The 14,204-nt window shown below is 78.9% G+C and carries 7 protein-coding genes; all 7 read right to left on the reverse strand.

The window, feature by feature from the left end; all coding sequences use genetic code 11:
* Positions 1-12 precede the first annotated feature (12 nt).
* Genes D7294_RS09940 through D7294_RS09970 form a run of 7 tightly spaced genes read right to left on the reverse strand, consistent with a single transcriptional unit; the run spans position 13 to position 13,932 of the window.
* A complete protein-coding gene (locus D7294_RS09940; RefSeq protein WP_120677729.1) occupies positions 13-1,341 on the reverse strand; it encodes a metallopeptidase TldD-related protein in 1,329 nt (442 codons plus the stop codon).
* On the reverse strand, positions 1,322-3,532 hold the full coding sequence (locus D7294_RS09945) for a lantibiotic dehydratase (RefSeq protein ID WP_120677731.1): 2,211 nt from the start codon (positions 3,530-3,532) through the stop codon (positions 1,322-1,324). The genes D7294_RS09940 and D7294_RS09945 overlap by 20 nt, the downstream gene beginning before the upstream one ends.
* Complete coding sequence (locus tag D7294_RS09950) at positions 3,529-5,769, reverse strand: lantibiotic dehydratase (RefSeq protein WP_120677732.1); 2,241 nt, start codon at positions 5,767-5,769, stop codon at positions 3,529-3,531. Before D7294_RS09950 ends, D7294_RS09945 begins: the two co-directional genes overlap by 4 nt.
* Positions 5,766-7,412, reverse strand: a complete 1,647-nt coding sequence (locus tag D7294_RS09955) for a hypothetical protein (RefSeq protein WP_120677734.1) — start codon at positions 7,410-7,412, stop codon at positions 5,766-5,768. Before D7294_RS09955 ends, D7294_RS09950 begins: the two co-directional genes overlap by 4 nt.
* The gene (locus D7294_RS09960; RefSeq protein ID WP_120677736.1) at positions 7,409-9,667 is read right to left on the reverse strand and encodes a lantibiotic dehydratase; all 2,259 of its coding nucleotides are present in this window, start codon (positions 9,665-9,667) and stop codon (positions 7,409-7,411) included. Before D7294_RS09960 ends, D7294_RS09955 begins: the two co-directional genes overlap by 4 nt.
* Positions 9,664-12,144: a lantibiotic dehydratase gene (locus D7294_RS09965; protein ID WP_120677738.1), complete on the reverse strand. Its 2,481-nt coding sequence runs from the start codon at positions 12,142-12,144 to the stop codon at positions 9,664-9,666. The genes D7294_RS09960 and D7294_RS09965 overlap by 4 nt, the downstream gene beginning before the upstream one ends.
* 9 nt (positions 12,145-12,153) lie before the next feature.
* Complete coding sequence (locus D7294_RS09970; RefSeq protein ID WP_206619488.1) at positions 12,154-13,932, reverse strand: hypothetical protein; 1,779 nt, start codon at positions 13,930-13,932, stop codon at positions 12,154-12,156.
* Positions 13,933-14,204 lie beyond the last annotated feature (272 nt).

A 14,204-nucleotide genomic window follows, 5' to 3' on the forward strand; every position in this document is an offset into this window, starting at 1 on the left:
CCGGGAGGCGGCTCACCAGCGCACATCGACGGCCTCCCCGCCGAACCACAGGCCGCTGTTGCCGAAGCTGACCACGAGGGGGAACTGCCCGAGCTTGCCGCAGCCCTTCCTGGCCCGGCCCGCGCACCCCACCTCGGGCGCGCCCGGCCGCAGGGCGGCCAGCACGGCGAGGCCGTTGCCCGCCAGGGTGCACGGGCCGGCCCGCCGCGGCCCGCCGCCTTCCCCGTGCAGCAGCGCCAGCGGGACGTCGAACTCGAAGTCGCCGGTCAGCAGGTTCATCCACCGCAGCTGCACTCCGCGCGGCGCCAGCCACGGCCCCTCGGGACGCTCCTCGGGCACCCCGGCGTGCCGGGCCACGGTGTGCCGCATCCGGGGCACCGCCGGGTGGCGGTAGTCGAGCCGCCGCGCGCTGCCGGTGGCGGCCGCCGGGCGAGCGGCCCCCGGCGCGCCTCCCGCGCGGGAGGCCGCCGCGCCGCCGTGCCGCGCCGTGGCCAGGTCGGTCAGGGCCTCCGCCACCACGCCGCCGCGCAGCATCGCCGCGGTGCGCACCGGGGTGCCCTCGTCGTCCACGCCGACCACCAGGCCCGCGCCCGGCGCCCCGGCTCCGTCCTCCACCGTCAGCCACCCGGGCGCCACCGCGCTGCCGAGCCGCCGCGCCAGGTACGAGGAGCGGCCCGCCACGATGTCCCCCTCCATCGGATGGCCCACGAGCTCGTGGAAGAACGCGCCCGCCCGCCCGGGTTCCAGGACGACGGCGCACCGGCGCGGCGGGCCGGGCGCCCTGGGCAGGGCCGCGATCCGCAGCGCCTCCCGCGCCGCCAGCTCCACCCGCCGCGCACTCTCCCGGGGGCGCGCCGGGTCCCAGTGGGCGCTCTCCGCGCACACCGTGCCGTCCGCGGCCTTCGCCTGCACCTCCACGGTGCGCATCGACCGCTCGTCGAGCACCACCCGCCGCGCGTCGCCCACCGCGGCGAGCTGGTGGTACGCGGCCCACGTCACGGTCAGCCCACCGTCCAGGGACAGCGCGCGCAGCTCCCGCTCGGCCTCCTCCCCTGGGCCCCCGCCCGCCTGCCCGCACCCGCCGGGGCCGCCGGAGAGCACCTCGCGCACCACGGCCCCGGCCTCCCGCGACAGCCGCGCCACCCGGGAGCCCAGCAGGTCGGCCCCGTCCGCGCACAGGTGCCGGGTGCCGGTGAGCGGGCGGTGCTGCTCCACGCAGGCGCCGCGCCGCGTGACGCGCTCGGACCACCGCAGGGCCCCCTCGGCGTACCGGCGCACCGAGCGGACGGTGCTCTCGGCGAAGACCACGTCCGGCGGCGCCTCAGCCCGCGAGCGCCGCATCCGCCGGCTCCCACCGCACGAAGACCGGCACCCGCAGCTCGGCGGGCTGCCGCGCCCCGACGTTCCACCAGGTGTCCCTCAGGCCGGGCAGCACCTCCGAGCAGGTCACCTCGGCGCCGGGCAGCCGGCACAGGTCGTCCACGCCCAGCGGGTCGGTGAAGTCCACCAGCAGCGGCTTGGTCTCCCGCGGATGCCGCAGGAACACCTGGTCCGGCATGCCCTCGGCCCGCTGCCACACCCGCGCCGCGCGCCAGCCGGCCAGGCCGCGCCCCAGCGGCGGCAGCGGCAGGCGCCACCGGCGGCGCTGGACGACCATGCCGCCGAGCACCACGCGCGGCGCCCTGCGGCGGCCCGGCGCGAAGTCCACCGGCACCAGGCAGGGCAGGGACAGCGCCCGCGCCACCACGCTGCCCAGGTCGCCCGGGTACAGCTGGTAGCGCCGCCCGCCGTGCAGCACGCTCGCCCCGTCCGCCGCGACCTCCACCGCACAGGCGGGCACCACCTGCTCGGGGGGCTTGGCCGAGACGCCGGACAACTCGATGGACAGGCCGGGGAGTTCAGGCGTGATGTGCCGGTTGCGGCGGCGCCCGACCACCGTGGCCATCCGGCCGGTGTCCAGCCAGCCGGGCAGCCGCGCGCAGAAGTCGAGGAAGTCGCGGGTGCCGCCGGGGCGGGCGTCCGCGGTGAAGCCGCCCACGATGGTGCTGCTGTCGTCATGGCACTCCGAGAGCACCCACTGCCCCCCGCCCGGCGGGCCGCCCGCCACCATCAGGTCGAACCCGGGCCAGCAGGCCCACTGTTCCCCCTCGGCGGGGCGCAGCCGGGACCACAGCGGGGCCAGGCGCGCGGCCAGCTCCTCCGGGTCGAGACGCAGCTCGTCCACCCCGCCCGGCTCCCCGCGGTCCTCGCCCTCCTCGCCGCCCACGCCGTCCACGCAGGCGGCGAGGACGCGAGATAGGGCCTCCCGGCGCTCGGTGACCGGGGGCACCTCGCGGGCCACGAGCTCCACCAGGCCCACCCGGCGCCCGCCCGTGGCGCGCACCACCGCCTCCCGGGCGTCCGCCTGGGCGAGCAGCGCGGCAAGCGTCATCACCGGGAGCACCGCCTCCAGCGCCCCGAGCAGGGAACGCGCGGCCGGCGCGCCGAAGGCGACCCGGCCGGTGAAGGGGCTCGACCTGTCCTCGTTCACCACGTCCCGGTCGGCGTAGTGGCTGCCGCCCGCGCGCTCGGTGGCGCAGCCCGCCCGCGCCACCCGCTCCCGCACCCGCTGCCGCGCCTGGAGGGACGCGGGCCAGGACGCCTGTGCCGCCGTGCCGAGCAGGGCCTCCAACTCGGCGACGAGCGGCGAGTCCGGGTGCTGTTCGCGCAGCCAGCGCACCCCGTGCGTTTCGGTCGATGCGGGTTGCGGCCAGGGCCGCAGGGCGGGCGCAAGCCGGGCCAGGGCGGCGGCGACCGCGCGGGGCGCGCCGCAGCGCCCGGCCAGCTGCCGCGGGGTCAGCGGCCCCGCCAGGGCCTCCCAGACCAGCGCCGCCTCCTCGCCCAGCGGGATGCGGCGCCCGGTCAGCACGCACCGCAGGTCCCCGCCCTCCCGGCGCCACAGCGGATCGCGCGCCCAGGCGCGGTCCCCGGCCGGGCGCGTGCGCCGCAGCGACTGCGCCAGGTCGCGCACCACCCAGTGGCTCAGCCGCAGCGTGCACTCCTCAGGCCCTGGCTCGCCCACCCGCAGCGGCTGGTCGAGGAAGGGGTCGAAGGAGGCCACCAGCACCGGCCCGTAGAAGGAGACCGTCTCGGTCTTCGCCAGCAGCCGCCGCAGGTAGCGGTGGGCGGTGCGCATCCGGCCGCGGGCGCCGCTGTTCATCGCGGCCCAGGGCTCGTCGGTGACGAGGGTCCGGCCGGGACCGAAGGCCAGCCGGTAGAAGGAGGGGCCGGAGAGGGACACCGCCTCCCGCATCCGGGGCGTGAACGCCGCCCGCGTGGCGGCGACCGCACGCTCCAGCGCCCGCTCGTACTCCGCCCGCACCTCCTCCTCGGCCGCGTCCGGCGCGTCCCGCAGCGGCGTCGGGCCGCCGAGCCGGGACAGCGGCCCGACGTCGAACCCGGTCGGCCGCAGCAGCAGCACCGGATGCAGGGCGTAACGCAGGGTGCCGCCCGGGGTGCGGGTGCGGCCGGACAGCACGGCTTCGCCGGTCAAGAGCCCTCCTTCGTGTCGTGGCCGGTCAGCTGCACCCGCAGCTCGCAGGTGTAGCGGTAGCCCGCCGGGTCCCTCAGCCACAGCCCCTCGGGCCCCGGCCACATCGCCTCCGCGGTCAGCCGCTCGGCGCCCGCCGCCACGTGCGCCACCAGGTCGGCGGCCAGCACGGACTCCAGGTCGACCAGGTAGGGCTTGCGCTCCCCGCTGCTGCGGCAGTACACGAACCTGCCGGTCACGGCGGCGGCCCGGCGCATCTGCAGGAACCGGGCCGCGGGAGAGCGCAGCCGCCACTCGGCCGGGTCCCAGGTCCAGCGGGGGCGCTGGTAGAGGACGCCGCCCACCCGCACGGCCGGCACCGCAGGCTCCCGCCCCTGGGCCCCGAAGGCCGCGTGCAGCACCTGCGGGTGCGAAAGCGCCGCATAGGGCGGGTACTTGACGTAGTCGCTCAGCGGCAGGTAGGCGTACAGCCGCCGGCCGGCCGCGTCCCGCAGCTCGGGGCCCTGAGCGCCGAGCCGGACCGACAGCTCCTCGGGCCGCAGGGCCAGCGGGTCCCCCGCCTCCTCGGCCGAGGGGCGGCGCAGCAGAATCCGGCGGCCGGGGAAGCGGTAGTAGCCCTTGTTGCGCCGCCCGGTGTCGAACGCGGCCACCTCAGGGTGCGCGGCCGACCACTCCCGCGCCGCCGCGCCGAAGGCCGCCCGGTCGGGGCACATCGTGGCCAGCCAGCCGTCCGTGAGCAGGTGGTGGTGCAGCCTGCTCAGGGCCAGCGGCGCCGTCGCCAGCTCGGCGGCCGAGGCGGCGCTCAGGCACAGGTCGAGCAGCGCGTACCTGTCGCCCGGCAGCGCGGCGGCCCGCCGGCCGAGACGCTCGGCCTCGGCCCGCCACCCCTCGCCCGGGTAGCCGGGGGCGTGGCCGGCGGCGAAGCGGCTGCCCTCCGCGTCGAAGGCGGCCCGCGTCGCCTCCGCGTAGGCGGGCAGCGGCAGGGAGTCCTCGCCGGGCAGCGCCTCCCGCACCAGGCGGGATGCGGCCTCCTGGGCCGCGGCGCCGTGCGCCGTGGACAGTTCGAGCGCCGCGGCCAGCCGCTCCTCCCAGGAACGCGCCACCTCCTCGCCGACCTCGAGGGAGAAGGGCGAGGCGCATTCCTCGTAGAACACGGCACGGTCGGCGTAGACCCCGCCCGCGGCCCGCCGCGCGGGCACCCCGGTGGCCCGGGTGAAGCAGTCCTCCAGCTCCTCCACCAGGGCCGGCTTCTTCGCGAACTCCGCCTCCTGCAGGGCGGTGAGCAACTCCTCGACGGCCCGCAGCCGCCCCAGCCAGTGGTCGCGCGCCCCGGAGGCGGGCAGCGCCGCGAGCGCGCGCTGCATCGTGGCCAGCGGGCACAGGTCCAGGGGGCCGGGCCCGATGCCGAAGACCACCTCGCCCGCGGTGACCATCTCCCGCAGCAGCGCCGCCGTCTCGCGCGGCGGGCGGCCGAGGGCCGCGGCCAGCGCGGGCAGCGGGAGGCCGCCGCGGGCGAGGGCGGCGAGCACCCGGTCGCGCTCCGGCGCGGCGGCGGCCGTGGCCAGGCGGCGGAAGGGCAGGTGGGCGCGCAGCGCCCGGTCGGCGGCGACGGCCCGCGCCAGCTCCGCCGCGGCCCAGGAGGACAGGAACACCCGCCGCGCGCGGGGCCGTCCGGCCCGCAGGGTGACCTGCCGGCCGGGGACGACCGTGCCGTAGGCCATGGGCCCGAAGAAGCTGACCGTCTCGTTCTTCGCGCACAGCCGCTGGACGTAGGTGTAGAGCTGGCGGCGCACCCGGCGCCAGCGGGCGTTGAGGGGCCGCGGCCGGGAGAAGGGCACCAGCATGTTGTGGTAGGCGTCCGGGTTGGACAGGAACACCGCCTCGCGCAGCTCGGTGCGCTCCAGCAGGCGGCGCAACGCCTCCGAGGCCGCGCCCTCCGCCTCGGCGAACGCCGCGGCGTACCGCTCCAGGGCCTCGGTCCAGGCCCTGGCCGCCTCCCGGTAGCGGGGGTCGCGGCAGCCGGGCAGGGCGCCGGGCCGCGCCTGCAGCACCGGCTCCGCGACGGCCGGGTGCGGCAGCCCGCAGCCGGCCGCCGCCGCAAGCAACTCCCGTTCGCGGCCCAGTACCTCGCGCGCCGCGGCGAGCAGGCCGGCCGGGGCGCCCAGGTCCTCCAGCCAGTCGAAGGGCAGCCCCGCGTGGCGCAGCACGAACACCGGGCCCAGGCTCCAGGAACGCCTCATGCGGCCTCACCGCCGCTCCGCACCGCCCTGACCCGGCCCAGCTGCCGCAGCAGCTCCTCGCGGCGGGCCGGCGCCAGGCGCCCCAGCAGGGCCGAGGCCCGCGCCCCGCCGTGCCGCAGCCGGTCCACCACCGCGGCGGTGTGCCCGGAGAGCCGGGTGATGCCGCCGCCGCGCAGGCTCACCAGGAACCGGCCGGGCGGGCCGCCGTCGGGGGCGAGGTGCTCGGTGCCGACGGCGCGCGCCGCCGGGTCCCAGCACCAGGAGCCGTGCACCCGCGGCCACCGGCTCGGCTGCGTCACGGCCGCGGCGACCCGGCCGGGGAAGAGGTCGAGGCCCGCGGCCCGGCCCGCGAGCAGCTCCCCGATCAGCCGCTGCCGCCACGCGTACCCCCCGGGCCCCCCGGGTCCTGGGGAGCCCGGCCCCGCCTGCCCGCCCGGCCCTGCGGATTCGGCGGCGGCAGCGGGTGCAGCGGGTTCATCGGGTGCACCGGTGTCATCGGTTTCGTCGTCGTACGGCAGCCACCTGGCCAGGTCGGGCAACTCCGCGGCGGGGCGCGGCGGAACGGCCCAGGCGTGGGGGGTGCCCGGCAGCGGCAGCCGGAACGGCCGGAAGCCGGCCAGCCGCACCGGCGCGCGCACCTCCTCCGCCACCAGCCGCTCGTACTCCACGGCCGGCACGCCGGGGGCGCCCACCAGGACCTCCACCGCCACCGGCACCCGGGCCGCCAGCGGCGGCACCACCGCCGCCAGGTCCACCGGGTGGCCCCGCTCGCCGACCGCGCGGCCCCAGGTCCGCAGCCCCGCCACCGTCACCACGAGCCCGGCGCAGCGCGCCGTCGCCCCCGCGGGCAGCCGCGCCACGGACTCCGCGTCCAGCCACCCCGCCCAGGGGCCGCGGGCGGGGCACTCGGCGGCCCGCGTCACCCACACCACGGGGTCCGCGTTCCCCGGCCCGCCGCACCCGCCGAGCAGCAGCCGCCGCGCCCGGGGCGACAGGCGCGCCCGGCCGGGCGCGTCCAGCCGCGCGAGCGCCGCGTGGTGGCGGGCCACGAAGCGCCCGGTGAGGGTCAGCGTGGCCGGGGGAGCGGCGGCGGCCAGGGCGAAGGCGAAGGGCAGCTGCCGGTCGGAGTCCACCACCACCTCGGCCGCCCCGGCCGCCGCCACGGCCCGCGCCGCCGCCGCCACCTCGGGCGCGAACAGGGCGCTGCCCGCGGCGGCCCGCAGCACGTCCGCGCCGCGCTGCGTGCTGCCGTGCCGCAGCCACAGGTCGTCCAGGGCCGCCGTGATCTCCGGGTCGCCCGCGCTGCGGAGCCGCAGCGCCATGCCCACCGCGCGCAGCGCCGTCGGGTCGGGCAGCTCCGCCTCGGCGAGCGCGTCGGCGCAGGCCCGCAGGAACAGCGCCCGCTCCGCGCGCCCTTGCGCCGCCGGGCCGCCCGGCCGGTCCAGGCGGGCGGCCTCCCCGGCCAGCCCCGCGGGATCGGCCAGGCGGCCGACGAACGCGCCGGCCGCGTCGAGGAGTTCCTCCCCGGCGGCGAGGGCGGGCGCGAGGGTCGGATCGCCCAGCGGCGGCAGGACGACCAGGCGCGACGGCGCGGCGGGGGAGTCGGCCGCTGCGGTGGCGTCGGCCGTGCGGACCAGGCTCACGAGTCCTCCCTGGGGGCACCCACGTAGACACAGCGGAACTCGGCGGCGAACCTCGCGGACCCGTCGGCGAGCCAGGACTGCTCCTCGCCCGGCAGCGCCTCGGAGAGGTCCACGTGTGCCGCGCCCCTGGCCAGCCTGGCCAGGCATTCGAGGAGCAGCGGGCACGCCGCGTCGACGTACACGGGCTTGCGCTCGTGCGGCGCCTTGGCGAAGAACCGGGCGGGCACGCCGTGCGTGCGCAGCAGGGCCCTGGCCGCGCCCAGCAGCTCGGCCGGCCTGGACGCCGGGGGCCAGGCGGCGAGTTCGGCGCTCGGCAGGCGCAGGCGGCGCCGCGCCCACACGAGGTTGCCCCAGCGCAGCCGCGGCATCCGGGGGAGCGCCGGGAGCGCCGGCGGCCGGATGCGGGGCAGGGCAAGCGCCGTGTGCAGGGCCGAGTCGAGTTCCCCGTTGTGGAACACCAGCTCTCCCTCGTGGTCGGGGGACCGCAGCCCGGCCCGCCGGCCGTCGCTGTGCACGAACAGCCGGTCAAGCGCCACGCGCGGCCCCGGGTCCCGCACGGGCCCGAGTTCCAGCAGCAGCCCGGGCAGGCGAAGCGGCGGCAGCCCGGTGGTCCGGCGCGCCACCACGTTGACCGCAGGGAAGCCGGACAGCGCCCGCGACAGCAGCCGGTCGCGCTCGGCCAGCGCGCCCGCCGCGTCCGGGTGGAACTGCAGCGCCCAGGGGGTGAGCAGCGGGGCGTCGTGGATGTCGCCGAGCACCAGCGGCGTCCGCCCCGCGCGGTAGGCGGCGAGGTCCGCGGTGACGGCCATGACGTCCACCGAGCACAGCAGCGGCCACCGGGCCGGCGGGGGCGGCGCCAGCCGTCCGCGCAGGTCGACCTCGGCGGCGTCCCGATCGGCCTCCCGCAGCGCCCCGGCGACGACCTCGGGCAGCCACGGGTCGGCGGCGAGCGGCAGGCCCGCGCAGCGGCGCATCGCGGCGAGCAGCGGGAAACGTCCCGGGCCGAGGTGCGCGGCCACCTGCCTGTTGTTCGCCTCGCGGGTCAGCTCGGCGGCCCGGCCCAGCAGGTCCAGCACCGCGGGCACGGCCGTGCGCAGGTCGTGGGCGAGGCCGCCGCCGAGGGTGAGGTCGAGGGTGCCGGCCGCGGCCTCGTGCACGATGACCCGGTCGTTGTAGAACCGGCTCCTGCCCCCGGCGGCCGGCGCCCGGCCCGGCACCCGGGCGGCCAGCTCCGCCTGGATCTCCGCCTTGCGCCCCGGCGCCGCGGCGGGGTAGCGGTCCAGGAGCTCCACGACCCGGCCGAGGCCGTCCGCCAGCCCGGGCGGCAGCGGGGGCCGCCGCCCGGCGCGCGCCGCCAGCCAGCGCGTGGGGTCCACCGCCGTCGCGTCCGGCTCCGCGTCGTGGGTGAGCACCCCGCGGGAGCGCGCCGTGCCCAGGGCCGCGACGGCCTCGGGCAGGTCCAGGCCCGCCCGCCTGGCGGCGCCCGCGAGCGTGCGGCGGCCGTCCGCGGCCGCCACCAGGGCCCGCACCGCGGGCTCCCGGCAGGCCGCCGCCGCCTCCCGCAGCGTCTTGGGCCGCGGGACCAGCGCGGCGGCGAAGTCGCCGCTGCCCGCCACCGCCTCCTGCAGGCCCTCGAACGCCCAGGCCGCCAGGTAGGCCCGCCGCTCCCGCAGCGCCAGGTGCCCCTGCCAGGAGAACACCGCCTCCTCGGCCTGGCCGGGGTCGACGGTGGCGTAGTTGACCGGGCCGAAGAAGCTCATCGTCTCGCACTTGGCGGCGAACCGCTGGACGTACGACGCCACTTGGCGCCGCAGCCGGGCCCGGCCCGCCCCGTGCCGCGCCAGCTCCCGGTACACCCCGGGGCCCGAGCAGACGACGGCGTCGAGGAACCGCTCGTCCGCGGCGAGGGCGGCCAGCGCCTCCCGCTCGCGCCGCGCGTCGCGCTCGGCGGCAGCCGTCAGCTCCTCCCTGGCCGTGGCCAGCGCGCCCGTCGCCTCGTTCCACCGGGCGTGCCACTCTCCGGGGAAGGCGCCCGAGGGCGGCAGCGGGCGCAGTCCACGCAGCCGCGCCGCCTCGCCGCGGGTGAGCCTGCGCAGCGGGGTCAGCTCCCCGGCCAGCCGCCGCGCCCGCGCCTCCCGTTCGTGCGCGGCGTCGACGCCGCGGGCCGTCTCCTCGTGCCGCAGCAGGTGGGTCAGCTCCCAGGGGAAGCCCGCGGAGCGCACCACGAGCTGGGGAAGCAGCGTCCAGTCCGTCATGCCCCGCCTCGCCTGATGAGTGCGAGCCGCAGCTCCGAGGTCACCGGCTCGCCGTTCCTGGCCAGCCACAGCCGGTCCGGCGCGGGCAGCATCTCGGTCAGCGCGATCGCGTCCGCCGTCCCCGGCAGCAGGCCGCGCAGCGCCTCCACCGCCAGCGGGGCCGACAGGTCCACGCACACCGGCTTCGGCTGTCCCGGCACGTGCGCGTACACCCAGCGGGGCAGGCCGAGGCGGGCCCGCAGGCGCTGGACGCCGAGGAACGCCTCCCGGGTCCCGGTCCGGCCCCCGTGCCCCGTGCCGCGCAGCTCGGCGGGCTCGACCAGCCAGGAGGCGCGCTGCATCACGACCTCGCCCACGGTCACCCGCGGCCGCCGCCGGCCGTCCCCGGCCGGCGGCATCCGCACCGCGGGCGGCGCGAAGGCGAGCAGGTGCACGTGGTCGTCCTCGCCCGCGTACAGCACGAGTTCACCCCGGCCGTCCCACAGCCGCACCCCCTCGCCCTCGGCCCGCACCGTCAGCTCGGTGACCGGCACGCTGCGCGCGCGGTCCCGGCAGGCCGTCGCCGTCACCTCGACGAACCTGCCGGGGAACCACTCGCCGACCAGGCCCTTGTGCCGCCGCCTGCGGATCACGGTCGCCATCCGCGAGGCCCCGCCCCACGGGGACAGGTCCCGGGCGAAGTCGGCCTGGAGCGCGCCTGGTTCCTCGGCGAACAGGCCCTGGGAGCCCCAGGCGAACACGTAGGGGTGCACCTCCCCGAGGACGAACGTGCCGGGCCGCCCGGCCTCGTCCACGCCCACCAGCACGTCGGGGCCGGCGAAGCGGGGGCGGTGATCCGGCTCGCCGAGGGCGCGCAGCTCCCGCGGCGTCAGCCGCGCCCGGCCGTCGCGGGTGCGCGCGAGAACGAGCGCGGCGAACTCCGCGGCGAACGCCCGCGCCTCACCGGCCCAGCGCGCCAGGGCCCGCGGCCCCGCGGCCCCCGGCGGGCCCTCCGCTTCCAGGGCCGCGCGCGAGCGGCGCACGAACTCGGGGTAGGGCATGGCCGCCACCCCCGCCGAGCGCAGCACCTCCCGGGCGAAACGCTGGTGGGCGGCGTGCAGCAGCTCCCCGTACCGCGCCCCCACGTCGAGGGCCGGGCCGAGGGCGGCCTCCAGGCGCCGCCTGGTGTCCTCGCCCATCAGGACAGGACTCAGGTCGCCCTTGGCGTCCAGGTAGGCCACGGTCCTGTCGGCGTACATCCGCCCGCCGGCCCGGCGCGGCGCCACCCCCGCCAGCTCCTCGAAGCCGCGTTCCAGGCGGTCGAGGGCCCGCCGGCGCGCCAGGTGCCCGCCCGCGGCGCCGTATTCCTCCACCGCACGCCACAGGTCCGCCAGCCGGGCGGGCCAGGGGGTGTCCGCGGCGTACCTGCGGGCGTCGGCCAGGAGTTCGGAGAAGGGCCGGTCGGTGGTGGAGGCCGGCTCCGGCCGGCGGCGCAGCGCCCCCACCGACTCGAAGCGGTCCAGAATCCGCGAGACCTCGGGCAGGGGCAGCCCGGTGGCCCGGGCGACGTCCGCCGCCGACGCGTCCCGGCCCACCGCCGCGGCCACGGCGGCCGAGGCGCCGGACAGGCCCACGGAACGGCCGGTGGGCAGGGTCAGCACCCGGCCGTCGAGCCGCGCCGCGGGCAGCCAGCGCACCGGCAGCCGCTCGCCGACCCCCGGCGCCTCGGCCAGGCGGGCGGCGAGCGCGCACACCGCCCAGAAGGCCATGAACGGGCGCACCTCGGTGACGCCGGAGGCCGTCTCGGGCCCCAGGCGCACCCCGTCGATCCCCGGCGCGACGCGGCCGTGCACCAGCGGGCCGAAGAAGCTGGACGTCTCGTTCTTGGCGGCCAGCCGCTGGAGCACCAGGTACAGCCGCCGCGCCATCGCCCGCTCGCCGGAGCGGCCGGGGCCGCTGGTGGCCAGCCAGCGGCGCACCCCGTCGTACAGGTCGGGCGTCATCTGCAGCACCGCGTCCAGCACCTGCGGGCCGAGCGCCTCCCGCAGCCGCGCCTCGCGCCCTGCCTCCTCCTTCGCCAGGGCCGTCCACAGCTCCTCGCGCGCCGCGGCCTGGGCGGTGAGGGCGGCGGCGTACGCGTCGAGCGGGCCGTCCAGGTGCGGCAGCAGCGCGCGGGCCTCGCCCGCATCCACGGGCAGGCGGCGGCCGATCCGGTTGCGCAGCGTGGAAAGCCGCCGCAGCCCGGCCCGGTCCCCGGCCCGGCGCCGCTCGCCCACCGCGGTGCGCATCGCGTCCCCGAGCAGCCGCTCGCGGGTCTCGTCCAGCTCCCGCGTCGCCTGCCGGTACGCCGCCGCGGCGTGCCCGGCCGCGGGGTCGCCCGCGTGGTCAAGCAGCGGGAAGCCGAAGCCGGCGCGGCGCAGCACGAACCTCGGCACCATGTGCCAGGGCCCCGCCTCGGGCGCCCCGGCGCTCGTCGGGGCCTGGATGGGGCGTTCCATCGGGCCCCCTCAGAAGTTGACGAGGTCGAAGGGGCGGTTCAGCTTGGTGCGGGCCGCGGGCAGCAGGGCGCGCAGCTCCCCGGCGGGCGCGGCGCACTCCACGGCCTCGGCGAGCGTCCCGGCCCTGGCGGCGTGGGTGCGGCTGGCCCGGGCCAGCCGTGCCACCTCCTTCCCCGGGCGGCCGCCGCCCGCCAGGGCGAGGGCGGTGCGGGCCAGCGCCATCCGGTAGGGGTCGCCGAGCCGCTCGGTGGCGTCCGCGGCCTGCGCGAAACGCTCCGCGGCCTGCCCGCCGCGGCCCGCCTCCAGGAGCAGGGCGCCGAGTTCGAGCGCGACCTCGGACTCGTGGAAGTCGTCGGCCAGGCCCGCGCAGTGGCGCAGCGAGGTGCCGAGTTCCTGCCCCGCGCCCTCCCGGTCGCCGCACCTGAGCCTGAGCCCACCGGCCCGGTAGGCGTGGTGCTTGAGGAACTTGGGGTCGTCGGTGCCGGGGCCGCGGCTGAAGCGCTCCCAGGTCTCCAGGGCCTTCTCCGGCTTGCCCGCCCGCTCCTGGAGCACGCTGATGTTCGACACCAGGTTGACCCGCAGGTGCACCGAGCTGGCGTCGTCCAGGCCGTCCAGGCAGCCAAGGGCCCGTTTCTCGTGGGCCAGGGCCCCGGCCATGTCCTTGCCGGAGAAGAGGGTCAGCGCCTTCAGGTTGTGCAGCCAGCCGCGTTCCCTGCGGATGCTGTCCGCCTCGCGCGGCGCCGGGCGCAGCGCCTCCAGGCCCGCGTCCACCTCGGCCGCGGCGCCGCGCAGGTCGCTGTGCCGCTTGGTCAGGGTGAGCGCCGTGTACAGGTGGGACTGCGCCCGCAGTTCGGGCGAGAGCGGCGCCTCGGTCTCCCGCATGGCCCTGAACCGGCGCACCGCGTCGTCCTGCCGGCCCCGGAACGTCGCCTGGATGCCGAGGGCCTTCAGGAGGAACGCCCGGGCGTCGGCGGCCGTGCGCAGGATCGCGGGCTCGAACTCGATGGCCTGGTTCTCCCCGCCCGCCGGGTGGCGGTCGGCCACCTCGGCGGCGACGGCGGCGACCTCGTGGCCCGACAGGCGCTCCGCCGCGGGGAGGCAGGCGGCGGCGGCCGCGGCCATGCCCTCCCAGTTGCTGACGTAGAAGGCGAGGCGGCAGTAGGACATCGCCGCCGAGACCCGCGCCACCGGCCCGAGCGCCGTATCGAGCGCCGCCGCGAACAGCAGGTCCTCCTCCCGCGCGGCGGCGCCCCCCGGCCTCGGGTGGGGCCGGGGCGGCAGGGACGGCAGCCGCGCCGGGTCGGCGTCGAGCCCGATCAGGCGCAGGCAGCGGGCCCGTTCGGCGCGGTAGTCGGCCTCGGGGAACTCGGCCGCCTCCCAGGCGGTGGGCGGCTCCACCCGCAGCCGGCCGAGGCCGGTGGCCCGCGAGAACTCCACGGCCCTGATCAGCCCGCGCAGGCTGACCAGGTCGGTGAGCGCCGCGCCGCGCAGGAACAGCGTCGCGTCCAGGCTCTCGGAGGCCCGGCACAGGGCCATGGCGGCGACCGCGAGGACCCGGAAGGTGCGTTCGCACTCGCGGTGCAGCCGCCGCTCGGACGCGGAGAGGGCGACCGCGGCGAGGGGCGGGGGGCTCGCGCCGTCCGCGCGCGGGGGCCGCAGGACTCCCCACTCGGCGGGGTAGCGCCGCGGGAGCGCGCCGAAGTCGGCCCCCGCGTCCGCGACCGCGTCGAGTGCGCGCGTCAGACCCGCGAAGGCGGCGGATCTCCCGGCCCTGATGTCAACGTCCACGATGTCTCCCAGAAGGCGTCCGCGTGCCGTCGGCGCTGCCGAGGCTGAGGGCGGAGACGAAAGGCTGGAGGGCGACCCGGAAAGGGAAGCCACGAGGGGAACTGCCGAGAAAACGGCGCGGCGTGAGGGAATGCACGGAAGGCCGGAAAACGGCCGTGACGGGTCGGCGCGAGTCGGCGCTGAGACTGAAGAGGTACGGAGGGGGAACCGGCCGGGGATCGATTGAGGCCGGACGGGACCGGAACACGACCGGGCGGTGCCCGGGGTCGGGC

The sequence above is a fragment of the Streptomyces hoynatensis genome, assembly GCF_003626535.1.
GTDB classification, from domain to species: domain Bacteria; phylum Actinomycetota; class Actinomycetes; order Streptomycetales; family Streptomycetaceae; genus Streptomyces; species Streptomyces hoynatensis.